Raw genomic sequence first — 24,816 nt, 5'->3', positions numbered from 1 at the left:
GGCTTTATCAAAACGGCATTCAAATTTACCGGCATACGCAATCAATTGATACCGCTTTGGAAAGGCCTCAACTTGGTTGACAGCAATGTTTGCCGGCCAAATCCAAATATAGAAAAGTAAAAGATTGTACTTAGAGGACCCTCAAATCATGTTGAATATTGATCCGACAGAATTGAATGATACCGTACCGCTGCGCAAACAGAAGTTTTACCAGATTCTTTATGTGCAAGTTATTTTCGCTATTATTCTCGGTATCCTATTAGGCCATTTTTATCCGGATATCGGCGAAAGCATGAAACCTTTAGGAGATGCTTTCATCAAACTGGTTAAAATGATTATTGCCCCGGTTATTTTCCTAACGGTGGTTACCGGTATTGCGGGCATGAATAATATGAAATCTATCGGCCGGGTAGCAGGCAAGGCCATGATTTATTTTTTAACATTTTCCACACTGGCATTGATTGTGGGCATGGTAGTGGCCAATGTTATCGAACCGGGCGCTGGTTTGAATATCGACCCTCATACCCTCAAAGCGGATAAAGTGGCCGAATATGTGGAAAAGGCCCATGAAAGCACGATTACCGGCTTTTTGATGGATATTATTCCCAAAACAATTGTCAGCCCGCTTACCGATGGTAATATCCTTCAAGTGCTTTTTGTTGCCGTTTTATTTGGGATATCACTTGCTTCTGTTGGCGACAAGGCCCGTCCGGTCATCAATTTTCTGCAAGAGCTGTCTGCCCCTGTATTCAAGATGGTTTCCATTTTGATGAAAGCCGCTCCGATCGGTGCCTTCGGTGCCATGGCTTTTACAATTGGCAAATACGGTATCAGCTCTATCAGCAATCTGCTTTTACTGGTTGCTACTTTCTATATTACGTCCCTTTTGTTCGTATTAGTGGTTTTAGGAGCAGTTGCCCGCTACAACGGCTTTTCGATCATTAAAATGATTAAATACATAAAAGACGAATTGTGGTTGGTGCTGGGAACATCCTCTTCCGAAGCCGCTTTACCTACCCTGATGCAGAAACTTCAGCGTGCCGGGTGTGAAAAATCCGTGGTCGGTTTGGTAGTACCCACCGGATATTCTTTCAATCTGGATGGAACGAATATCTACATGACTATGGCTGCCCTATTTATTGCACAAGCTCTAAATATCGAACTTACACTTACTCATCAAATCACTTTACTGTTGGTTGCCATGCTGAGCTCAAAAGGTGCTGCCGGTGTTACCGGAGCAGGTTTTATTACGCTGGCCGCAACTTTATCGGTAGTACCCGGTTTGCCGGTAGAAGGTATGGCTTTGATTTTGGGTATCGACCGCTTTATGTCCGAGTGCCGAGCCCTAACCAATCTTACCGGTAATGCCTGTGCCACGATTGTTGTTGCCCGTTGGGAAAACGCATTAGATAAAGAAAAACTGGATGCCGCTTTAAACGGACGTTTGGAACCGGCAGTTTCTGAAACTGAATAACCTTTCCAAATAAAAACGGCCTGCTTAATGCAGGCCGTTTCTGATTTAAATCAAACCTTAACAAGAGTAGCCATGATACATTTTCCAGGTAGTTTGAGGTAGAACTATGTTTTCTGTTTAACGAAAATACGGAAATAAAGAATTTATTCTCCTGACTGTTTTCATCATATATACCGCAATAGCAGAAAAGTCATAACTCTTTATTACTTCATTACTTCTGAAAATATATTTCACGGAATATGTCTATGAAAAAAGTTTTTCTGCTTTTCCTATCGGCCGTTTTTGCAATTCCCGCTTATGCGGCACCGGCCGAAAACCTTGCTTCCGTTGCTCAACCCCACAGTATTATTAACAAAACCATTTCGGAAAACGAAGTCTTAAACGCACAAAACCAATGGTGTCGCTCATTATTGGATATCGGCAACACATATGAGCAAAGAGGCCGCAAAGCAGCAGAAAAATCAGCTCAAAAAGCCATCGAAGATTTATATGGCTACGATATGGGTCCGGTTTTATTCAAACCCACATTATCCGTAAAACCACAAACATTCCGTACCACTCCTGAAGGCGCTCTATCCTACTTCGTGGGCGGTAATAAAAACTTTCCTACCGATAAAGGATTCGCTCTCAAGGGTTGGACCAAATGCGAACCTGAAAACGCCGCGCTTTTTATTTCCGGCAATACCGCCACCACCATGGGTAAAGTACATTTCACCAATAAAGACGGCCATGGTGTTACCGTTGATAAAACTTGGCAGTTTATTAAGGGAGATGACGGCCGTATCCGTATTATTCTTCATCACTCTTCACTCGAGCATACCGAGCAGCACTGATTCATCTTTGATTGCAAATAAAAATCCCCGGAAAAACCGGGGATTTTTATTACATCATAGGAAAATTCAACCGGTATGCAATACCTCGTAAACCTCTACCGATACCTCCGTATGTTTATTATCAGGATTGAACCAAATTTCCTGCCACTGCGGCCAACTTCGCTCTTGCCGGTTGCGGACTTGATAATCTTCTATACAGTTATAATAAATATCCAAACGAATATAAGTATCCCTGCCCTCATCACGGCGGCTCATCTCGATTTTTAAATTATTGGGTTGTGAATCGAACTGCGGCAAAGCCGAGCGGGCAAACTTTTCCATCAATTCGTTTAAATCCTCTGTTTTAGTACGATAGGTATAAACTACTTTAATCATAATTTCACCCGTTTAATCATCAAAATTTTAAGGGCTTTACAAACGCGGCTGCCTTCACCAGTTACCGGCAGCTTAACACGGCTTAGATCTATTTCCTATGTAGGGCGCCATCTATTTGCTACAATATACAAACACACCAAACCATAAGGAAAACATGCCATGAAATGGACTGACACCCAACGCATAGCCGAAGAGCTTTACGACAATCATAATGATATTGACCCTCAAACCATCCGCTTTACCCAATTGCGCGAACTGGTTTTGGCATTACCTGATTTTGATGACGATCCCTCACGTTGCGGCGAGCGTATTCTCGAAGCCATCCAACAAGCATGGATTGAAGAAGCACAATAAAGCCCGATTTAAAGCCGATGCCGTCTGAATAATCTTTCAGACGGCATTGTTTTAAAAGGATATGATATCCCAACTTCAAAATACGTCCTGACTACAAACAGTATTTTTTAGAATTACTCTCACCCTGATACAATCACACCATATCGGCAGCCTGCCGGAGATATCTTAGAGAGGCGGAACCTATGAAACAAGATTTAAGTAAAATTACCTGTATAGAAGACTTACGCCGTGTAGCCAAGCGCAAAATGCCGAAAATGTTTTACGACTACATCGACTCAGGCTCATGGACGGAATCCACATACCGGGCAAACAGTGATGATTTCCAAGCCATCAAACTGCGTCAAAAAGTATTGGTTGATATGGAGGGCCGTTCACTGTCTGCCCCCATGTTGGGGCAAACATATACCATGCCTTTGGCAACCGCTCCTACGGGACTAACCGGCATGATGCACGCCGACGGCGAAATTCTGGCCGCACGCGCAGCAGAAAAATTCGGCATCCCCTTTTCGCTCTCCACCATGTCGATCTGCTCAATCGAAGATATTGCCGAAAACACCTCGGCACCCTTCTGGTTTCAATTATATGTAATGCGCGATCGCGAGTTTATGGAAAACCTTATCCGCCGCGCCCAAGCCGCACAGTGTTCCGCCTTAATTCTCACCGCCGACCTGCAAATACTCGGTCAACGCCACAGGGATATTAAAAACGGCCTCTCCACCCCACCGAAACCCACCCTGAAAAATTGGCTCAATTTGGCCACCAAGCCGGAGTGGTGCTTAAGCATGCTCAATACCGAACGCCGTACTTTCCGTAATATCGTCGGCCATGCAAAAAGCATTACCGATGTTTCCTCGTTGTCTTCATGGACAGCCGAACAATTTGATCCCCGTTTAAGCTGGGACGACGTTGCCCGTATTAAAGATTTATGGGGCGGGAAGCTGATCATCAAAGGTATTTTAGATACCGAAGATGCGGAAATGGCCGTCAAACACGGTGCAGATGCCATTGTTGTATCCAACCACGGAGGCCGCCAGCTCGACGGCGCGCTTTCAACCATCCGCGCCCTGCCCAATATCGTACAGGCTGTCGGCAGCAAAACCGAAGTATGGCTGGACAGCGGCATACGCAGCGGCCAAGATATGCTCAAAGCCTGGGCTCTTGGCGCCCGCGGTTTTATGACAGGCCGCGCTTATCTTTACGGTTTGGGCGCATACGGAGAACAAGGCGTTACCCGAGCGTTGGAAATACTTTATAAAGAAATGGATATCACTATGGCATTTACCGGTCATCGAAATCTTGCCGACGTAGATAAAAACATTTTGATAAAAGGCACTTATCCCGAGCCTTACTAAAAAAAATGCCGTCTGAAAAATTTTCAGACGGCATTTTTTAAAAGACAAACTTTGCAAAATAAGTCATCTACGCCATACCGGTTATATGAAAACGACTGCTATTTTTGAATACCTTATCAGCCCTATCTTAAAGTTTGCGGAACACTTATCAATTCTCTGGCCTCTTGACCCTAACCCCGCGTAAAGGTTTATAGTATAGCCGTCTGAAAACATTTTTTAGGAAAACACAATGAAAACGGTTACCTTAAATATCGAAGGCATGACTTGCGGCGGTTGTGTTAACAGTGTTACACGCGTACTTGAAGCAATAGAAGGCGTGGAAAAAGTACAAGTAGACTTGGCCTCGGGCCGTGCCGTTATTAATATCGCGGAAGGTAAAACCGATACAACCCAACTAATTGAAGCAATTGAAAATGCCGGGTTCGACGCATCTCTGCCTGCATGAATCCCCTGCCTAATTAAATTTAAATATCATATTCGGAAGGCCTGTCAAAAAACTTACAGGCCGTCTGAAAACCATCTTTTCGGATTATCAATGCGGTAATGCCAATACAGAATGGCAGCACGCAAAACTTACAAAGCGCGGCCGAATCTAAAGCATTTTCCATTTCGGAATATTTATAAAAAAATTTCAGCCTACGCTTCCGTATTCCCGCATTCTGCCGTTAAAAAACGGCTCACGCCAACGGAGCGACTATGCAGCAAAAAGCCCGTTTCAGCATCAGCGGCATGACCTGCCAAGCCTGCGCCAGCCGAATTGAAAAAGTGCTGAACAAAAAAGATTTTATCAGCGAAGCAAACGTCAACTTCGCCAGTGAAGAAGCCGTCGTTACTTTTGACGGCGAAATCAGCAATAATGAGGCCATCGCCGCCATTATCCGCCAAGCCGGCTTTGAGGCTACTTTGCAAACCGAAAGCGGGCCAACCACTAATACGGCTGCCGAACATCCCTCCCATTTACACCTATGGCTGCTGTTAGCCATCAATATCCCGTTTATCATCGGCATGGCCGGTATGCTGCTCGGGCAGCATCATTGGATGCTGCCGCCTATATGGCAATTTGTCTTGGCCAGCATCGTCCAACTTTGGCTTGCCATACCCTTTTATCGTGGCGCATGGGCATCGGTAAAAGGCGGTTTGGCCAATATGGACGTCTTGGTTTCACTCGGCACGCTTGCTATTTATTTGTATTCCGCATTTATTTTGTTCGCCCATCCGTCCGGCCACGGCACGCAAGCCCATGTTTATTTTGAAGCCGGTGTGATGGTTATCGGCTTTGTCAGCTTGGGTAAGTTTTTAGAACAGCGTACAAAAAAAGCAAGCCTCAACAGTTTGGGCGAACTGCTCACCCTTACACCCAAACAAGTCAATGTGGAGCGAAACGGCAGTTGGCAAACCTTACCCTTAAACCAAGTCCGCACCGGAGAACTTATCCGTGCCGGTTTGGGAGAGCGCATAGCCGCAGATGGCGTTGTGGAAAGCGGCAATGGCTGGGCCGATGAAAGCCATCTTACGGGAGAATCCAATCCCGAAGCAAAAACCGTAGGCAGTAGGGTATTGGCAGGCGCTATGATAACTGGAGGCAGCATCACCTACCGAGCCGAACATTTCGGCAGCCAAACCCTATTGGGCGATATGATGGCCGCACTGGCCGAAGCACAAGGCAGTAAAGCCCCTATAGCCCGTGTGGCGGATAAAATGGCAGCCGTTTTCGTACCGGCAGTAGTCGGTATTGCGCTGTTAACGTTTGTCATCACGGGATATCTTACATCCGATTGGGTAAACGCCCTGATGAATGCCGTTGCCGTCTTGGTGATTGCCTGCCCGTGCGCACTCGGTTTGGCGACGCCTGCCGCCATCATGGTGGGAATGGGTAAATCGGTTAAGCACGGTATCTGGTTTAAAGACGCTGCCGCCATGGAAGAAGCCGCCCGTGTCGATACTGTCGTGCTTGATAAAACAGGCACGCTCACACAAGGCCGTCCGCAAGTTGCCGCCGCATGGCTTGCACCCGGCAGTATTTATGATGAAAACAGCCTTTACCGTGCTGCTGCGGCAGTCGAACAATATGCCAAACATCCTTTGGCCGATGCAGTGGTTAAGACAGCCAAAGAACGGCAGTTGGATATTCCTGAAGCCGAAAATATTGTGATAGAGGCCGGAGCGGGTATTTCCGCCGATGTTCCGGAATATGGTAGGGTTCGTGTTGGCAAGCCGGAATGGTGCGGTATCTCTCCGCCACAAGACACGGATGCCGTTTGGCAGATTTCGAGTTTGGTTGCGGTATCCGCCGATAACCGCCCTATCGGTGTATTTGCATTGGCAGACGAATTGAAAGCAGACACTGCCGAAGCTATCCGCCGTCTTCGGGAGAAAAATATCGATATTCATATAATGAGCGGTGATCGCCCGGAGGTGGTATCTTATATTGCAAATAAACTAGCTATCAAACATGCCAAAGGCAATATGACTCCGCGTGAAAAAGCAGCCGCTATCCAAGCTTTACGCCAGGCAGGCCAAACCGTAGCCATGGTGGGAGACGGCATTAACGATGCACCTGCATTAGCTGCTGCCAATATTGGTTTTGCCATGAAAAACGGAGCAGATATTGCGGAATCCGCCGCCGCCGCCACATTGATGCAGCACTCAGTCAACCAAATGGTTGATGCCCTGTTAATTTCTCGCGCCACGCTGAAAAATATCAAACAAAATCTATTTTTTGCATTTATCTATAATATTTTAGGCATTCCGCTGGCGGCATTTGGCCTGCTCAATCCGATTATCGCCGGAGCCGCTATGGCTTTAAGTTCGGTATCCGTATTAGCCAATGCCCTTCGACTTAAAAACACAAAGGTTTATTCACCGCGCTTTTTATGATTAAAAAGGCCGTCTGAAAATTTTCAGACGGCCTTTTAAAATAAATTTAACGTGTTACCGGTTTATATTTAATCCGTTTCGGCTTCGCACCTTCTTCACCCAAACGGCGTTTTTTATCGTCTTCGTATTCCTGATAGTTGCCATCGAAGAACACCCATTTCGAATCACCTTCGCATGCCAAAATATGTGTGGCAATGCGGTCAAGGAACCAGCGGTCGTGCGAAATCACCATCACGCTGCCGGCAAATTCCAGCAAAGCATCTTCAAGGGCACGCAGGGTTTCTACATCCAAATCGTTGGAGGGTTCGTCCAGCAACAATACGTTGCCGCCCGCCAAAAGGGTTTTGGCCAAGTGCAGACGGCCGCGCTCACCACCCGAAAGATTGCCGGCAAATTTACTTTGGTCGCTGCCTTTGAAGTTAAAACGGCCCAAGTAAGCACGGGCGGGAATTTCAAACTGCCCTACCTGCAAAATATCGCGGCCTTCGGCGATGGTATCGAATACGGTCTTATCGCTTTGCAAACCTTCGCGGCTTTGGTCAATCAAGCTCATTTTGACGGTTTGGCCGATTTTCACTTCACCCGAATCAGGCTGCTCTTTACCTGCAATCATTTTGAACAGGGTCGATTTACCGGCACCGTTGGGGCCGATAATGCCGACAATCGCACCGGGCGGCACTTTAAAGCTCAAGTCGTCAATCAGTACCTTATCGCCGAATGACTTGGAAACATTTACAAACTCAATCACTTCGTTACCCAAACGCTCAGCCACAGGAATGAAGATTTCTTGTGTTTCATTGCGCTTTTGGTATTCGTAATTACTCATTTCCTCAAAACGCGCCAAACGGGCTTTTGATTTGGCTTGGCGGCCCTTGGCATTTTGGCGAACCCATTCCAATTCCTGTTTCATAGCCTTGATACGGGCAGCCTCGGATTTGGCTTCGTTGGCCAAACGCTGCTCTTTTTGCTCCAGCCATGAAGAATAGTTACCTTTCCAAGGAATACCGTGGCCGCGGTCGAGCTCTAAAATCCACTCGGCGGCATTATCAAGGAAGTAGCGGTCGTGCGTAACCGCCACTACCGTTCCAGGGAAGCGCACCAAGAATTGCTCCAGCCATTCTACCGATTCGGCGTCCAAGTGGTTGGTCGGTTCGTCCAACAACAGCATATCGGGTTTGGACAACAGCAATTTGCACAAAGCCACGCGGCGTTTTTCACCGCCAGATAATACGCCGATTTTGGTATCCCAATCGGGCAGGCGCAGGGCATCTGCCGCAATTTCCAATTCATGCTCGGCACCGCCGCCTGTGCTGGAACCGGCGGCGATAATCGCTTCCAAACGCCCCTGCTCTTCTGCCAAAGCGTCAAAATCGGCATCAGGATCGGCATAAGCGGCATAAACTTCTTCCAAACGCTTTTGCGCATCGGCCACTTCACCCAAGCCGCTTTCTACCTCTTCGCGCACGGTTTTTTCAGGGTCAAGTTCCGGCTCTTGCGGCAAATAGCCGATTTTGATACCGCTCATCGGCACGGCTTCGCCTTCAAACTCTTTATCTACCCCGGCCATAATCCGCAACACGGTAGATTTACCCGCACCGTTCAAACCCAAAAGGCCGATTTTAGCGCCCGGAAAAAATGATAATGAAATATCTTTGATAATGGTTTTCTGCGGCGGAACTACTTTGCTCACGCGCAGCATAGAATATACATATTGGGCCATATTGCTCTCTGCTTGAAATAAACAATCGTTTTTCAGACGGCATGTTACGCCGGTTGGAATGAGGCCGTCTGAAAGTGAAAAATTGGTGCTTATTCTAACTGATAGCATCCAAATCACAAAACAAAAAACCCTGTAAATTCATGGAATGAAATAAATGGGTTTCTCTGTCTGCTGAATATTTCTATACCAATAAGCAGGCCGTCTGAAATTTTTTCAGACGGCCTCTCAAGATTTGTTATTCAGATCGCGTATATTTAAGCCCGGTTGAAAAATGGGTTATCCGAGAACCTCAATTTCCGATTGCTTCCTAATTTTTCTATTTAGTTGGCAGGTTTTAAAGAAACGGGTTCTTTAGCCGCCCCTTGGTGTTTGGCGCGCTGCTCTTTCATCTCTTGTTTGCCATGTTCTTTTCCATGCTCTTTTTTGCCGTGGCGGGCTTCTTTTTGATGATGTTCTTTTTTCTTACCATGCGCTTCTTTTGCCCCATGCTTTTTAGGAGCTTGCTTATTTAACTGCTGGGCAACCGGCTGTTTGCCGTTGGGCGCATCTTGCGGCACAGGCTGTTTCATCGGTGCGGCCATGAGACCTGCGGAAACAAACAATAAAGAAACAAAAGTGGTGAATTTTTTCATGGTGATACTCCTAATATTTAGTGAAAGCACCGCGGTGCATATTGCCCTGCCGTGTTGGAACGAATCATAGACCGATCAGGGTTAACAGCCGTTATGCACTTGTAAAAAATCAACCGCATAATTGTCTAAAAAATTTCTCACTTGCATGTTTTAATAAAAAAACCGCCCGAAATCGAATATTTCTGGCGGTTTTTGTGAATTTCTATTAATTGGCGGAAACCGAAGCACCTTCTGCAGGTGCTTCTACTGAAGAAGCCGCACCAGAAGCATCAGCGGCAGAAGCTTCGGTTTGCAAATTTTGACCATTCAGAACATCAGCTGGCGAAGCAGCAGAAGCACTTTGAACAGCCGGTTGTGCCGATTCGGTTTGCACTTGGATAGTAGGAGCGGCTACAGCAACGCCAACCAAAGCCAATACTGATAAGGATACGGCGATTTTTTTCATAACTAAAAATCCTCTCTTCATTTAAAATTTGAGAAACGACATGTTTTGTTAACATGTATCTTTCAGAAAGGCTCTAGAGTAAAAAGTTCAAATTATTTCTAACGTAAGCAACAAATACCTCTTACAATTCGAATCCTTAATCTTATTCAAACACTTAATTTACAAAAGAAAACAGCCTTCCGTCAAACCGGAAGGCCGTCTGAAAAATAATTTCTCGGCGAGGCGTATCAACCCAATGAAACCATTTCAATCTGCTCCATGCTGCGGCCTAAAAAACGCTCGCCTATAGTTCGGAAGCGCAAGGGGATATCACTAACATAGAAACGGTAATCGGGCGCCGGGTTATCGGTATTAAGCAAGTCTGCTTCAGCCAATGCACGTGCGGTCGCTTCGGCTGTTGTGATGGCGGAATCCACCAATGCAATACCGGGTGCTTCCCTACGGATAAGGGGTTTCAATAATGGATAATGCGTGCAACCCAACACCAGCGTATCAATATCTTCTGCCAACAGAGGTTTGAGATATTCGCGTACCGTTAACCTCGTTACCTCATGGTCAAGCCAACCTTCTTCTACCAGAGGCACCAACAAAGGCGCCGCTTGCGACTGCACCCGCGTATCGGCATTGCGGCTGTGAATAGCACGGGCATATGCGTTGCTGTTTACCGTAGTGCTTGTCGCAATAACGCCGATATAGTTGGTTTGCGTAGTATTGAGCGCTGCCTCAGCCCCCGCCGTAATCACATCCAATACCGGCATGTTACCCGCCATTGTCCGCACCTTCTGACCTGCAACGGCAGCAATGGTATTACAGGCGATCACCAAGGCCTTAACATCATTTTGCAAAAGAAAATCAACAATTTGAGCGGTAAAAGATTCAATCGTGGAACGGGACTTCACACCATATGGCACACGGGCCGTATCACCGAAATAAACGATATTCTCCATCGGCAAACGCTCCATCAATGCACGCACATTGGTAAGGCCGCCCACGCCAGAATCAAACACACCGATAGGACGCTGCTTATTATTCATTACTCAACCAAAATATCCGATTAAAAAGTGTTTTACATTACAACAATTATTCAAGAAGCTCGCATCATTATCCAGCCTAATGGAAAAGCTAAAAATCCAATGTTATGAAACCAAATGCTTCCCAAACAATCAATATCTGGCAAAAGCCTGCCATCTTATTTTTCAGACGGCATGAAGCTTATCCCCCTAAGGCATCGTATTGTACTCCCGTTTCCGAATACCCGAAACAAACGCCGCCACTGCGGGCGCAAAACAAAGCAAACAATAGTTTTAGCCGCTAAAATATGACCGAATCATGAAAAATCAGGTATTTTTTAGTCTATTTAAACAAATTTAGCGATTTACAAGGTTTGCAAACCGTTACAATTACCGCATAATTAGCGTTTGTTCCGAAATATTTACCGGGGTTGCCCGGCAAGGCACATACCATGACAGCATCCACTCCGATAACACACTACCTGACCGACGAGGCGGCCACTTTGGCTCTGGGCGGCAGCTTGGCGCCCGGCCTGACGGCGCCTCTGGTGATTTATCTGGATGGTGATCTCGGTGCCGGCAAAACTACCTTTACCCGCGGCCTATTACGCGGACTCGGCCATCAAGGCGCAGTTAAAAGCCCTACCTATACATTGGTCGAATCTTATCCGCTTGAGCGGTTTACCCTTCATCATTTCGATCTCTACCGCTTTGGCAGCCCCGAAGAATGGGATGATGCCGGTTTAGATGAATTATTCGACAACCGCAGCATATGCCTCATCGAATGGCCGCAACAGGCAGAAGGTTTCGTACCGCCTGCCGACCTTACCGCCGCCCTCAAACGCTCAGGCGACGGCCGCTCCCTCACCCTAACCGCACATACCGATATCGGCAGAAAAAGTTTAGAAGTATGGTCAAACCAATTACCCGCCGCCGCGTTTTAAGCAGTGCCGCCGGCTTGTTGTTCACAGTTACACCATTAGGCGCACTGGCAAAAGCCGCTCCTGAGTTTGTAGCTGTCCGCATCTGGCCTGCCAACGCCTACACCCGTATCACGCTCGAAGCCTCCCAAGCGCTCAAATACAAGCACTTCACCCTAAGTAACCCGTCCCGTTTGGTAGTGGATATCGAGGGTTCGACATTAAACAATGTATTGCAAAGCATCAATACCAAAGTTCAAAAAAGCGACCCTTATATCGCCAACATACGGGTTGGACAAAATACCGCGACTACCGTACGGGTTGTGATTGATTTGAAACAAACGGTCAACCCGCAAGTATTTACTCTGGCACCGATCGCTAATTTCCGAAACCGCTTGGTTATCGACCTTTACCCATCTGCTGCCGTAGCGGCTGCCGCCGAAGCAAACGATCCTTTAATGGCGCTGCTCGAAGACTATACGCAAGGCCGCATCCGCAGCGACGGCACGGGTAGCGGCGGCACCGTCCCCCCTGTCCAAGACCGCCAACCCGCTATTGTCGACACTCCGCCGCCTACGGATACCCGCCGCAGTAACCGCAAACCGATTATCGTGCTTGATCCCGGTCATGGCGGCGAAGATCCGGGCGCTATCGGCCCCAGCGGCCTACGTGAAAAAAACGTTGTCTTGGCAATTGCCCGCGAAACCAAAAAACGATTGGACGCTATGGGCTACCAAACCTATATGACGCGTAATGAAGATGTTTTCATCCCATTAGGCGTGCGTGTCGCCAAAGCCCGATCACTTAAAGCGGATATTTTCGTGTCTATCCATGCCGATGCTTTTACCAGCCCTTCGGCACGCGGCACAGGCGTTTATGCGCTCAGCACACGCGGCGCGACCAGTGCGGCCGCCCGCTTTCTCGAGCAAACGCAAAATAATGCCGACTTAATCGGCGGCGTACAAAAAGTGGGAAACAAACAAGTCGACAGCGCTCTGCTTGATATGACCCAAACGGCTACAATCAAAGACAGCTTAGTACTCGGCCGCAGGGTGTTGGACGAGCTGGGCAAGCTCAACAAACTGCATAAAGGTTACGTTGACCAAGCCAACTTCGCCGTTTTGCGCGCCCCGGATATTCCCTCTATTTTGGTAGAAACGGCTTTCCTATCAAACCCTACCGAAGAAAAACTATTGGCCAGCGCCTCATTCCGCCAGCAAAGTGCAAATGCAATCGCCCAAGGCATTCGCAGTTATCTAAGCAACGCCGTATTGGCACGACGCTAAAGTCACAACAAACCCAAAGGCCGTCTGAAAACATATTTTCAGACGGCCTTTTCAATGAATTTACCTCTAAACCGGTATTATTCTTTCAACAAACGCCGCTCATATACCGCTTGCGCCAACGTACCCGCATCCACATATTCCAGTTCGCCACCCAAAGGCATCCCGCGTGCCAAACGGCTTACTTTATACGGCAGGTTTTTAAACAGCTCCGACAATATATAGGCGGTCGCATCGCCTTCGGCTGTAAAATTGGTGGCGATAATGATTTCTTCGGTTTCGCTTTCCTTCAGCCGCTCTACCAGCCGCTCTAATGCAATATGGCTCAAATCCATCCCTTGCACGGGGTTAACCTGTCCCATCAATACAAAATACAAGCCGTCGTGACAATGCGCCGCCTCCATACTCGCCACATCCGCCGGCATATGCACAATCATCAAACGGCGGTGGTCGCGTTTTTCATCGGCGCATATATCGCAATATTCATGTTCGCAAAACGTATTGCAACCGGCGCAATGGCGTACTTGTTTCAAGGCATATTGCAACGCTTCAACCAATTCGGCCGCACCGCTCCGGTTGTGCTGCAAAAGTTGGTATGCCATACGTTGTGCCGATTTCGGGCCGACATTGGGTAATATTTTCAAGGCATCAATCAGGCGGTTAAAAGCATCGGTAGGTTTCTGCATAGACTTCAAACAAGCAAATAAAAAGTAGCATATTATAACCTCGTTGGCGTGCGGCCGCACCGCTGCAAAAACAGGCCCATACCGGCTGATCTTTTCCCGAAAAAGTAAAAAAACTTTTATAATCATCAGGCCGTTCCGCCTCTGTATTCTTTCAATACGGCACAACAGCCATTTTTATTTTCATGAAAGTCCCGTTATGCCTACTACTTTGCTTAGCCGCCATAAAATGTTCAATGGCCACCATGAGCGTCACCGTCATTATTCGAATGCAAACGGCTGTGAGATGACTTTCTCCATTTACCTGCCGCCGCAAGCATTGCAAGGTTACCGCGTTCCCGTTCTCTACTGGCTTTCAGGGCTAACCTGTACCGATGCAAATTTCTCAACCAAATCCGGGGCGCAACGCTATGCGGCACAATGGGGAATGGCTTTGGTTATACCCGACACTTCTCCGAGGGGCAGCGATATTGCTGATGACGACCGTTATGATTTGGGGCAAGGCGCGGGGTTTTATGTGAATGCCACCAAAAAACCTTGGGTCGCACACTATCAAATGTACGACTATATTACGCACGAGCTGCCGGCCCTGATTGAAACCGAATTTCCCGTCAGCGACCAACGCAGTATCTCCGGTCATAGCATGGGCGGACACGGTGCCCTGCAAATCGCACTAAAAAATCCCACGCGCTATGCCGCCGTATCGGCATTCGCACCGATCGTCAATCCGAGTGAAACACCTTGGGGACAGCAAGCATTCTCAGCTTATTTGGGCGGCCAAACTGAAAATTGGCTGGCCTACGACAGTACGGCACTTGTTAAACGCTGCGCACACCCGCTGCCGATACTGATTGATCAAGGCGATGCCGATGAATTTTATCCGCATGAATTACAACCGGAAAAATTTATAGCCGCCGCTCGTGCCAACCGCTTCCACGTTCAATATAACCTCCGCCCCGGCTACGACCACAGCTACTACTTTGTAGCCAGCTTTATCGGTACGCATATCGAATTCCATGCCGATGCCTTGGGTTTGTAAGCGGTAATTTCAGACGGCCTGTTTCGCAATAAGCGGCTTATACCAAATCAAAATAGGCCGCAAACCATAATAGATACGGTGGAGCTGAAATGATGTTTGGATACTGCGGGCCGTCTGAAGTATCGCAAACCTTATAAAATAAAATGAATAATAACGATTTACAAAAACGCTTCAACGAAATTTTCCAAGCCTCACGGATGCAAACCGATGTAGCTTGGGCTTTGCGTGCCCAAAGGTTGCAACGGCTGGAACACATGGTGCGGGACAACGAAGCCGCGTTGGTTAAAGTTATCTGTACAGACTTCGGCAACCGCAGCCGGTACGAAACCGCTCTATTGGAGGTTTTTCCTACTCTGGCTGCTATCCGTCATGCTCTCAAACACGGCCGTCGTTGGATGAAGCCGCGGAAAGTTGCTACAGACTGGTGGTTTTGGCCTGCCCGTAACCGAATTATTCCACAGCCTTTGGGTATTATCGGCATAGTCGCTCCTTGGAATTATCCGTTGTTTCTTACCACCGGACCGTTGGTCGGCGCACTGGCGGCAGGCAACCGCGTTATGATTAAAACATCCGAATTTGCTCCCGCTTTTGCCCAATGGCTTGCAGAAACCGTACCGCAATATTTTGCAGAAGATGAAGTTGCCGTTATCAACGGCGGGGCTGACACTGCCGCTGCGTTTTGTTCCCTGCCTTTCGATCATTTGCTATTTACCGGCTCAACAGAAATCGGCAGAAAAGTTATGCAGGCCGCCGCTGAAAATCTCACGCCGGTCACGCTCGAATTAGGCGGCAAATCACCGGCATTGGTGCTGCCCGATGCCGACTTACCTCACGCTGTCGCGCGCATTATGGCGGGAAAACTACTCAACGCCGGGCAAACCTGTATCGCTCCCGATTATGTTTTACTGCCGCCAAACCGCGTTGATGAATTTACCCTTCTAGCACGCCATTGGGTACGGCAGCACTATCCCGATTATGAAAACAATCCCGATTACACCCACATCATCAATGAAAAACAAACCGGCCGTCTGAAAGCCATGCTTGCCGAAGCCCAAGCCGCCGGTGCGGAAATCGAGGCATTGGGTACGGTATCCGCAAACAGCAATTGTCTGCCGCCGCATCTGATCAGAAATGCCCCCGATACAACCGCACTCATGCAAGAGGAAATATTCGGCCCGCTACTGCCGCTGGTGACTTATGAAACACCCAGTCATGCGCTATCATATATCCGCTCCCGCCCACGGCCTTTGGCACTGTATGTTTTCGGGCAAAACAAGGGAGAAATCGAAAACGTATTACGCCAAAGCGTATCCGGTGGAGTTTCTGTGAATGACACGATTTTTCATGCCGCCCAAGAAAACTTACCCTTCGGCGGAATCGGTGCTTCGGGTATCGGCGCGTATCATGGACAAACCGGTTTTGATACGTTTTCACATCTCAAGCCTGTTTTTTACCAAGCCAAAGCCAACACCGCCTCTTGGCTTGCCCCGCCTTATGGCAAATGGCTGGAAATATTGTTGAAAATATTGAAGCGCGGCTGATTCTGAATCAGGCTTACATAGTCGATGCAAATCCGAACCGGACATCAAATGCTTTTAAATATTTTCAGACGGCATTGCAATATATCTTAGATTCATTTTGCTATGCCGGCATTGCCCGATGAAAAATTGCCCGAATGTCTGCCTTTAAAACGCCCCCATCCGGCCCTACTTTACACCAAGCTGTGCCGCTCATTAGCCGCCAACATTCCGCCAGCTTTCGATACAAAAGAAAACTGTTAAAATACAACTTTATTGCAATCGAGGCCGTCTGAAAATATATCTAAACGGCACCTACAATACGCCTTCACTGCTATTTATGAATTACACCGTTCCCGCTCCCGCTCAAAAAACCTTCTGGCCCGGTCTTTCCCGTGGCAGCCTGCCCTTATATCTCACACAAAACCTACCGGGTAAGCCGTTAAAAATCATTCTTACCCAAGATACGGAACAGGCTTTGCGGCTCCAAGCGGCATGGCGTTTCTTCAAACCCCATGATATATGCGTATTCTTACCCGACTGGGAAACCCTTCCTTACGAACGCTTTTCACCGCACCAAGATTTGGTTTCGGAAAGGTTGGCGGCATTATGGCAGTTGAAAAACGGTCAAGCCGATGTTTTATTCGTACCGGTTGCCACCGCCATGCAGAAACTTGCTCCCGCATCGTTTATGAGCGCGCGCACCTTTTGGCTGAAAACCGGACAAACACTCGATATCAACGCCTTGCGTGAAAATTTGGTCGAAGCAGGTTACAACAGTGTGAGCAATGTGGTTGCAAGCGGCGAATTTGCCGTACGCGGCGGTATAGTCGACCTGTTTCCAATGGGCAGCGAAATGCCCTACCGCTTGGATTTGTTTGATGATGAAATCGACAGCATCAAAACCTTCGATCCCGACAGCCAGCGCACGATTTCTCCCGTAAGCGAAATCCGCCTACTGCCTGCTCATGAATTCCCAACCGATAACGAAGCGCAAAAAATCTTCCGTACCCGTTTCCGCGAAGAAATCGAGGGCGATCCTTCGGAAGCAGCGGTTTATAAAAGTGTCAGCAAAGGCCATTTCGGTGCGGGCGTCGAATACTACCTGCCGCTTTTTTTCGAACAAGAGTGTGCCAACCTGTTTGATTATGCAGGAGAAGAAGCCATTGTTGTTTGTATCGGCGATGTACATGCGGCAGCCACACGGTTTTGGAAAGATGTAAAAACACGGTTTACCATGGCACAAGGCGACGAAACTTATCCGCCTTTGCATCCACGGCATTTGTATCTCAGTGATAACGAGTTTTCCAGCCGTCTGAAAACCTACCCTCAAATCCAACCCGATATCGACAGCCCTACCCATACTCTGCCCAACGTCGCGGTAAACCGCCAGGCAGATATGCCTCTTGAAGCTTTAAAAGATTTTCAAGCCAGATTCGACGGCCGTATTCTCTTATGTGCCGAAAGCCTTGGGCGGCGGGAAACCATGCTTGGTTTTATGCAGCAGCACGGTCTTAAAATCAAACTCGCCGCCGATTGGCAAAGCTTCCTTTCCGATAGTGCGGAACTGATGCTCACCGTTGCCCCGCTGTCTTTCGGTTTCTGCTTGCCCGATAAAAAGATAGCGGTGATTACCGAGTCCGCTCTATATCAATATGTAGCACGCAGCAATCACCGGCGCCGAAAACACACCGCCGTTTCAGACGGCCTTTTACGTGACCTGGCCGAGATCAATATCGGCGACCCCGTTGTACACGAAGATCACGGCATTGGCCGCTACATGGGCTTAGTCAATATGGATTTGGGAGAAGGCAACAGTGAAATGATGTTGCTGGAATATGCCGATGAAGCACAATTGTATGTTCCCGTATCCCAATTGCACCTAATCAGCCGCTATGCCGGACACTCCGCCGAAAACGTACAACTGCACAAACTGGGCAGCGGCAGCTGGAGTAAAGCCAAACGCAAAGCTGCCGAAAAAGCCCGTGATACCGCGGCCGAACTGCTCAACCTTTATGCACAAAGAGCCGCGCAAGAGGGTCATAAATTCGAACTGAATGAAGTCGATTACCAAGCTTTTGCAGACGGCTTCGGTTATGAAGAAACCGAAGACCAGGCCGCTGCCATCGCCGCCGTATTGAAAGACCTTACCCAAGGCAAACCGATGGACAGGCTGGTGTGCGGAGATGTCGGCTTTGGTAAAACCGAAGTGGCACTGCGCGCCGCTTTTGTTGCCGTGATGGGTGGCAAACAAGTGGCAGTGCTCGCCCCCACCACGCTACTCGTCGAACAACACGCGCAAAATTTTGCCGACCGCTTTGCCGATTTTCCAGTAAAAGTTGCCCAACTATCCCGTTTCAACACAAGCAAAGCCACCAAAGAAACCTTGCAAGGCATGGCCGATGGAACAGTCGACATCGTTATCGGCACCCACAAACTCGTTCAGCCCGATATCGAATTTAAAAACCTGGGCTTGGTTATTATTGACGAAGAGCACCGTTTTGGCGTCCGCCAAAAAGAACAGCTCAAACGCTTGCGTGCCAATGTCGACATACTTACCCTGACTGCCACCCCGATTCCGCGCACCCTCAGTATGGCTTTGGACGGCTTGCGTGACTTTTCGCTGATTACCACCGCACCCAGCCGCCGCCTCGCCGTCAAAACCTTTGTCAAACCCTTCAGCGAGGCCACCGTGCGCGAAGCCGTATTGCGCGAACTCAAACGCGGAGGACAGGTTTTCTTCTTACATAATGAAGTCGACACCATAGAGAACATGCACGAGCGCCTCGCCGAACTCCTACCCGAAGCCCGCATCGGCGTTGCTCACGGACAATTAAGGGAACGCGAACTGGAACAAGTCATGCGCGACTTCCTGCAACAACGTTTCAATATCCTGCTCTGTTCCACCATTATCGAAACAGGTATCGACATACCCAATGCCAACACCATCATTATTAACCGCGCCGACAAATTCGGCCTGGCACAGCTACACCAATTACGCGGACGCGTAGGACGCAGCCATCACCAGGCTTATGCCTACCTGCTCACACCCGAATACATCACCAAAGACGCCGAAAAACGCTTAGATGCCATTGCTGCTGCCGACGAACTCGGAGCCGGATTTACCCTAGCCATGCAAGACCTCGAAATTAGGGGTGCCGGCGAAATTCTCGGCGAAGGGCAAAGCGGTGAAATGATGCAAGTTGGCTTTACCCTATACACCGAAATGCTCAAACAAGCCGTGCGTGATCTTAGAAAAGGCCGCGTACCTGATTTGGACGCCCCTCTCGGCGTAACCACCGATATCAAACTGCATAGCCCCGCACTACTGCCCGAAAGCTACTGTCCGGACATCCATGAACGCCTCGTACTCTACAAACGCTTGGCTGCTTGTGATAACCAAGCCTGTATCAACACCATACACGAAGAGCTTGTCGACCGTTTCGGACTCCCCGAGCAACCTGTTAAAACCCTACTCGAAAGCCACCGCCTACGCCTTGAAGCCAAAGCCCTCGGTATTGATGCCATTGATGCAAACAGCGATGCCTTAACCCTCACCTTCGGCAAAAACCACACTATTGATCCTACGGAAATCATCCTACTGATCCAAAACAATAAAAACTACCGTCTTGCCGGGCAAGACAAACTACGGGTAGAAGCAGTCATGGACAATATTGATACACGCATCCAAACCGTAAAAACCGTTTTGAAGAAACTGCAAGGAAAATAAAGCATATTATCCCCCGTACAATCACACAGGCAGTTTGCCTTACCTAAAATAGTAAGCCGTCTGAAAAATTACTTCCCATAATAATCGGTTAATTTTTCAGACGGCTTAAGCGGATAAAGACCGAAAAGCAACTTTACAAATATCGGCCGAACGCAGAAAATCAAGCATTGGATATACAGTCGCATATAAATATGCGGCTTGACAATATCGCTGTTTTTTATTTTAAAGCGGATAATATGCAACCAAAGCGATTTGAAAATTTCATCAAAATAAAACAAAAGTAAATTTTTTGTATACTTTTTCTTATTTTATGAGATAATAAATAAGAAAATATTTAACCCCAACGAGAGCCAATATGTCAGACGAAAAAAGTAAAGCACTAGCCGCCGCCCTTGCACAAATTGAAAAAAGCTTCGGCAAAGGTTCCATTATGAAAATGGACGGCAGCCACAAAGATGAAAATCTCGAAGTCATCTCCACCGGTTCGCTCGGATTGGATTTGGCTCTCGGCGTAGGCGGCCTGCCCAGAGGCCGTATCGTAGAAATTTACGGCCCCGAATCTTCAGGTAAAACCACTCTTTGCTTGGAAACAATCGCACAGTGCCAAAAAAACGGCGGCGTCTGTGCGTTTATTGACGCAGAAAACGCATTCGACCCGATTTATGCCCGAAAACTCGGGGTAAAAGTAGAAGACCTTCTCGTATCCCAACCTGATACCGGTGAGCAGGCGCTGGAAATCTGCGATATGCTGGTTCGCTCCGGTGGTGTGGATATGGTTGTGGTCGACTCTGTTGCCGCATTGGTACCCAAAGCAGAAATCGAAGGCGAAATGGGCGATAGCCACGTCGGCTTGCAAGCCCGGCTGATGAGCCAAGCCTTACGCAAGCTCACCGGTCATATCAAAAAAACCAATACCTTAGTTGTTTTCATCAACCAAATCCGTATGAAAATCGGCGTAATGTTCGGCAGCCCCGAAACGACTACCGGCGGTAATGCGTTGAAATTCTATTCATCCGTCCGCTTGGATATCCGCCGTACCGGCCAAATTAAAAAAGGTGAAGACGTTATTGGTAACGAAACCAAAGTAAAAGTTATCAAAAATAAAGTCGCTCCCCCTTTCCGCCAAGCTGAATTCGATATTCTGTATGGCGAAGGCGTAAGCTGGGAAGGTGAATTGATCGATATCGGTGTAAAACACAATATTATTGAAAAATCAGGCGCATGGTATAGCTACAACGGCCAAAAAATCGGCCAAGGCAAAGATAACGTACGTATTTGGTTGAAGGAAAACCCTGAAATCGCCAACGAAATTGATGCGAAAATCCGCTCTGCCGTAGGCGTTGATATGGAAATTACGGAAGGTAAGCTGGATGATACGGACGGCGAGATGCCCGAAGAATAACATCAGGTTTACCTAACTACCCCTAGCCGTCTGAAACATGATTTTCAGACGGCCTTTTTCCAACTTTTATCTAAAAACTGCTATACTCGCCAAGATAAATTTACATTACATCAGGCTGTTTGAAACATGATTACGCTGCAACAGTTCCAACAACAGGCCGAAGCCGGTTACAACCGTATTCCTCTGGTACAAGAGCTTTTGGCCGATCTTGATACCCCGCTTTCACTTTACCTCAAACTTGCCAACCGCCCTTACACTTACTTATTGGAATCTGTCGTAGGCGGCGAACGTTTCGGCCGCTACTCTTTTATCGGTTTGCCCTGCCGTACTTACCTGAAAGCCTCCGGCAAACAAGTTGAAGTTTATCGAGACGGTGAGGCAATTGAGCATTACGAAGGTAATCCTCTTCACTTTATCGAAGCCTTTCACAATCGTTTTAAAACACCGGAGATTCCGGGGCTGCCGCGCTTTACCGGCGGTTTGGTTGGCTATTTCGGTTATGAAACCATATACCACTTCGAGCACTTCGCTCATCGTTTCCGCCAAAATAATAAACCCGACACCATTGGTACGCCCGATATATTGCTGATGCTTTCCGAAGAACTGGCTGTTGTCGATAACCTAAGCGGAAAAATATACCTGATTGTTTATGCAGATCCTTCCCAACCCGAAAGTTATCAAAAAGCGCGCGAACGCTTGGAAAGCCTGCGTATTGAATTACGGCAAACCTGTGCCATTCCTCTTTCTTTGGGTAGCACAGCCGCCAATCCGGAGCATGAAATAGGCGAAGAATTATACAAAAGCTATGTTCGTAAAATCCGCGAATACATTTTAAACGGCGACTGTATGCAAGTCGTACCCAGCCAGCGGATGAAGTTGAAATATACTGATAACCCCCTCAGTCTTTACCGCGCACTGCGTACGCTCAATCCGTCACCCTATATGTTTTATTACGATTTCGGTAATTTCCATATTGTCGGTTCCTCTCCTGAAATTTTGGTAAGACGCGAACGCAATCAAATTGTTGTCCGTCCGATTGCCGGTACGCGCCTGCGCGGCAAAACTCCCGCAGAGGATGCGGCATTAGAGCAAGATTTGCTCAGTGATGCTAAAGAAATTGCCGAACATGTTATGCTGATTGATTTGGGGCGTAACGATGTCGGACGCGTCAGCCAAACCGGTAAAGTCAACGTAACCGAAAAAATGGTTGTAGAGCGTTATTCTCATGTGATGCACATTGTTTCCAATGTAGAAGGCACACTCAAGCCCGGCATTTCTAATATGGATGTTTTGGCTGCAACCTTTCCGGCCGGTACATTATCCGGTGCCCCAAAAGTACGCGCCCTCGAAATCATCGAAGAGCTTGAGCCTGCCAAACGTTGTATCTACGGAGGGGCGGTCGGTTGCTGGAGCTTCAACAATGATATGGATTTAGCCATCGCCATCCGTACGGCAGTGATTAAAGATCAAACCCTATTTGTACAAAGTGGCGGCGGCATCGTGGCTGATTCGGATGAAGAAGCTGAATGGCAGGAAACCCAAAATAAAGCCCGTGCCGTTTTGAGAGCGGCCCAAATGGTGCAAAACGGTTTGGATAAATAACCAAGGCAAGCTGTTTTTATCAATCATCAAGGCCGTCTGAAAAACTTCAGGCGGCCTTGTTATCGTTTGCATGTTTATACTTCCCTTACTTTCTTAGAACAAATTTTCATTCAAATCGCACTTCTCATTTGCCTATATGTGAAGTAAAATCCGTTAAAGCAAACAATACATATAGAGATTAAACTACTATGGCCAACAAACTGACAATCCCTGCCGAGCTACCCGATGAAAACGACTTACGCGCTGTTTTAGCCTACAATATACGTTTATTTCGTGTAAATAAAGGATGGTCACAAGAAGAGCTGGCCAGACAATGCGGGCTTGATCGGACTTATGTTTCGGCAATAGAACGCAAACGTTGGAATATTGCCTTATCAAATATAGAGAAAATGGCAAATGCCTTAGGAATCCCCGCATATGAATTGCTACTGCCGCCCCAAGCACGCTTGGCCATGATGAGTCAGAATATTTGATAAGTATAAATGCCGGGCTATTTCATTCAAACCATATAAAAACATGCCGTCTGAAAATTTTCAGACGGCATGTTTTTATATTTACTTATCTCTAAAAGATGATATCAATGATGATGTGCCCCATGTTGCTTCTGGGTATTTTGGCTCGCAGCCAGATTTTTTACTTCTACCGTTACAGTTTGCGATTTGGCATTTTTAAAGTTCAAAGTAAGCGGAAACTTTTGCCCTGCCTGTAAAGGTGCCTTAAGCCCCATCAACATAACATGATAGCCACCCGGTTTTAATTTCACTTCACCGCCTTTAGGCAAAGCCAAACCACCCTCAACTTCACGCATACGCATAACACCGTTATCGTTTACATGGGTATGTATCTCTACTTTTTCAGCTACGGGGGTACTGCCACCAGTTAACACATCATCAGTTTTACCATCGTTTTCAATATCCATAAATACACCTCCCATACTCATACCTTGTACGGTAGTGCGTGACCAAGCATCATCGATTTCGATGCCCGCTGCAGAGGTTGTTTGAAACATGCCGGCTAAAGCCAATGCCGCTAATAATTTTTTCATGGTGGTTTCCTTTCGGGTTACTTACCATTGCCCTTTACGGACATATACTAAAAAAGCATTGTAACTACTTTTATAAAATCTTGCAGCCTAAAAGGTTTAAAAAATATTAAAACCGTATTCCCGCCATAAAGCCATCAGCCATAAAATAGCCATTAACGTCATGCTCAACATTTGTGCGGCAGATCCGGCATCTTTGGCGCGTTTAGCCAATTCATTCTTTGCTGTAGACGTATGGTCGACAGCCGCCTCAATAGCAGTATTCAAAAGCTCGACAATCAACGACAAAAAGGATGCACCGACTAAAATCATACGGCTGGCCGGGCCGAAATCCAATATAAAAGCCAAAATAATCAATATACCGTTTAGCCACACCAACTGACGGAAGGCACTTTCATAACGGTAAGCAGCAGTCAAACCGTCTCGAGAATAGCCTGCGGCATTCACAATACGGCGGAAACCTCGCTTACCTTTCAGCTGTTCGGCATAATCTTGTTCAGACATAATTCCTGCTTTCTTCTGTAAC

The 24,816-nt window shown here is 47.5% G+C and carries 22 protein-coding genes; 14 read left to right on the top strand and 8 right to left on the bottom strand.

The features are described from left to right. Positions 1 to 148 precede the first annotated feature (148 nt). Together ACEPPX_RS05530 and ACEPPX_RS05525 are read left to right on the top strand one after the other, a co-directional pair. Positions 149 to 1,474, top strand: a complete 1,326-nt coding sequence (locus ACEPPX_RS05530; protein WP_047761335.1) for a dicarboxylate/amino acid:cation symporter — start codon at positions 149 to 151, stop codon at positions 1,472 to 1,474. 245 nt (positions 1,475 to 1,719) lie between these two features. Further along, a complete protein-coding gene (locus tag ACEPPX_RS05525; RefSeq protein ID WP_416623251.1) occupies positions 1,720 to 2,307 on the top strand; it encodes a hypothetical protein in 588 nt (195 codons plus the stop codon). Positions 2,308 to 2,373: 66 nt separating this feature from the next. Here the strand turns inward: ACEPPX_RS05525 and ACEPPX_RS05520 are convergent, their stop codons facing one another. Continuing rightward, positions 2,374 to 2,682, bottom strand: a complete 309-nt coding sequence (locus tag ACEPPX_RS05520) for a hypothetical protein (RefSeq protein ID WP_416623250.1) — start codon at positions 2,680 to 2,682, stop codon at positions 2,374 to 2,376. A gap of 159 nt (positions 2,683 to 2,841) precedes the next feature. On the opposite strand from ACEPPX_RS05520, the gene iscX reads away from it, so the two are divergent. From iscX to ACEPPX_RS05500, 4 genes are all read left to right on the top strand, one after another. Next, positions 2,842 to 3,036 (top strand): Fe-S cluster assembly protein IscX, encoded by a 195-nt coding sequence (gene iscX, locus ACEPPX_RS05515; RefSeq protein ID WP_047761332.1) that lies wholly within the window; start codon positions 2,842 to 2,844, stop codon positions 3,034 to 3,036. 182 nt (positions 3,037 to 3,218) lie between these two features. Then, positions 3,219 to 4,388 carry an alpha-hydroxy acid oxidase gene (locus ACEPPX_RS05510; RefSeq protein ID WP_416623249.1) on the top strand — a complete coding sequence of 390 codons (1,170 nt, stop codon included), beginning with the start codon at positions 3,219 to 3,221 and terminating at the stop codon, positions 4,386 to 4,388. 229 nt (positions 4,389 to 4,617) lie between these two features. Continuing rightward, positions 4,618 to 4,833: a heavy-metal-associated domain-containing protein gene (locus tag ACEPPX_RS05505; RefSeq protein ID WP_416623248.1), complete on the top strand. Its 216-nt coding sequence runs from the start codon at positions 4,618 to 4,620 to the stop codon at positions 4,831 to 4,833. A gap of 251 nt (positions 4,834 to 5,084) precedes the next feature. Beyond that, positions 5,085 to 7,265 (top strand): heavy metal translocating P-type ATPase, encoded by a 2,181-nt coding sequence (locus ACEPPX_RS05500; RefSeq protein WP_416623247.1) that lies wholly within the window; start codon positions 5,085 to 5,087, stop codon positions 7,263 to 7,265. Between the two features lie 46 nt (positions 7,266 to 7,311). Here ACEPPX_RS05500 and ettA read toward each other — a convergent pair whose 3' ends face one another. The 4 genes from ettA to murI form a co-directional block, all read right to left on the bottom strand. Then, complete coding sequence (ettA, locus tag ACEPPX_RS05495) at positions 7,312 to 8,985, bottom strand: energy-dependent translational throttle protein EttA (protein ID WP_416623246.1); 1,674 nt, start codon at positions 8,983 to 8,985, stop codon at positions 7,312 to 7,314. A gap of 320 nt (positions 8,986 to 9,305) precedes the next feature. After that, positions 9,306 to 9,617, bottom strand: coding sequence for a hypothetical protein (locus ACEPPX_RS05490; RefSeq protein ID WP_416623245.1), 312 nt, complete (start codon positions 9,615 to 9,617; stop codon positions 9,306 to 9,308). Positions 9,618 to 9,822: 205 nt separating this feature from the next. Beyond that, positions 9,823 to 10,062 (bottom strand): hypothetical protein, encoded by a 240-nt coding sequence (locus ACEPPX_RS05485; protein ID WP_416623244.1) that lies wholly within the window; start codon positions 10,060 to 10,062, stop codon positions 9,823 to 9,825. A 227-nt stretch (positions 10,063 to 10,289) separates the two neighbouring features. Continuing rightward, a complete protein-coding gene (murI, locus tag ACEPPX_RS05480) occupies positions 10,290 to 11,096 on the bottom strand; it encodes a glutamate racemase (protein WP_416623243.1) in 807 nt (268 codons plus the stop codon). Between the two features lie 428 nt (positions 11,097 to 11,524). On the opposite strand from murI, the gene tsaE reads away from it, so the two are divergent. Both tsaE and ACEPPX_RS05470 read left to right on the top strand, forming a co-directional pair. Continuing rightward, entirely contained in the window at positions 11,525 to 12,016 is a 492-nt protein-coding gene (gene tsaE / locus ACEPPX_RS05475; RefSeq protein ID WP_047761324.1) for a tRNA (adenosine(37)-N6)-threonylcarbamoyltransferase complex ATPase subunit type 1 TsaE, read from the top strand. Beyond that, complete coding sequence (locus ACEPPX_RS05470) at positions 11,983 to 13,278, top strand: N-acetylmuramoyl-L-alanine amidase (protein ID WP_416623242.1); 1,296 nt, start codon at positions 11,983 to 11,985, stop codon at positions 13,276 to 13,278. Before tsaE ends, ACEPPX_RS05470 begins: the two co-directional genes overlap by 34 nt. A 77-nt stretch (positions 13,279 to 13,355) precedes the next feature. Here ACEPPX_RS05470 and recR read toward each other — a convergent pair whose 3' ends face one another. Beyond that, positions 13,356 to 13,961, bottom strand: a complete 606-nt coding sequence (gene recR, locus ACEPPX_RS05465) for a recombination mediator RecR (protein ID WP_416623241.1) — start codon at positions 13,959 to 13,961, stop codon at positions 13,356 to 13,358. 196 nt (positions 13,962 to 14,157) lie between these two features. Here recR and fghA point away from each other — a divergent pair, with 196 nt between their 5' ends. From fghA to ACEPPX_RS05435, 6 genes are all read left to right on the top strand, one after another. Then, entirely contained in the window at positions 14,158 to 14,997 is an 840-nt protein-coding gene (gene fghA / locus ACEPPX_RS05460; protein WP_416623240.1) for an S-formylglutathione hydrolase, read from the top strand. Between the two features lie 143 nt (positions 14,998 to 15,140). Continuing rightward, positions 15,141 to 16,538 carry a coniferyl aldehyde dehydrogenase gene (locus tag ACEPPX_RS05455; protein WP_416623239.1) on the top strand — a complete coding sequence of 466 codons (1,398 nt, stop codon included), beginning with the start codon at positions 15,141 to 15,143 and terminating at the stop codon, positions 16,536 to 16,538. 316 nt (positions 16,539 to 16,854) lie between these two features. Continuing rightward, entirely contained in the window at positions 16,855 to 20,244 is a 3,390-nt protein-coding gene (gene mfd, locus ACEPPX_RS05450) for a transcription-repair coupling factor (protein ID WP_416623238.1), read from the top strand. 355 nt (positions 20,245 to 20,599) lie between these two features. Beyond that, on the top strand, positions 20,600 to 21,646 hold the full coding sequence (gene recA / locus ACEPPX_RS05445) for a recombinase RecA (RefSeq protein ID WP_416623237.1): 1,047 nt from the start codon (positions 20,600 to 20,602) through the stop codon (positions 21,644 to 21,646). A gap of 126 nt (positions 21,647 to 21,772) precedes the next feature. Then, positions 21,773 to 23,248: an anthranilate synthase component I gene (gene trpE / locus ACEPPX_RS05440; RefSeq protein WP_416623236.1), complete on the top strand. Its 1,476-nt coding sequence runs from the start codon at positions 21,773 to 21,775 to the stop codon at positions 23,246 to 23,248. Between the two features lie 188 nt (positions 23,249 to 23,436). Further along, the gene (locus tag ACEPPX_RS05435; protein ID WP_416623235.1) at positions 23,437 to 23,721 is read left to right on the top strand and encodes a helix-turn-helix domain-containing protein; all 285 of its coding nucleotides are present in this window, start codon (positions 23,437 to 23,439) and stop codon (positions 23,719 to 23,721) included. Positions 23,722 to 23,825: 104 nt separating this feature from the next. Here ACEPPX_RS05435 and ACEPPX_RS05430 read toward each other — a convergent pair whose 3' ends face one another. Together ACEPPX_RS05430 and ACEPPX_RS05425 are read right to left on the bottom strand one after the other, a co-directional pair. Beyond that, on the bottom strand, positions 23,826 to 24,293 hold the full coding sequence (locus tag ACEPPX_RS05430; RefSeq protein WP_416623234.1) for a copper chaperone PCu(A)C: 468 nt from the start codon (positions 24,291 to 24,293) through the stop codon (positions 23,826 to 23,828). A 96-nt stretch (positions 24,294 to 24,389) separates the two neighbouring features. After that, positions 24,390 to 24,794 carry a diacylglycerol kinase gene (locus ACEPPX_RS05425; protein WP_047761316.1) on the bottom strand — a complete coding sequence of 135 codons (405 nt, stop codon included), beginning with the start codon at positions 24,792 to 24,794 and terminating at the stop codon, positions 24,390 to 24,392. Between the last annotated feature and the right edge of the window lie 22 nt (positions 24,795 to 24,816).

This window comes from Neisseria sp. S1, assembly GCF_048060015.1.
Taxonomy (GTDB): Bacteria; Pseudomonadota; Gammaproteobacteria; order Burkholderiales; family Neisseriaceae; genus Neisseria; species Neisseria arctica.
Note: the sequence above shows the minus strand (reverse complement) of the source record. Positions and strands in the feature narration are given on the sequence as shown.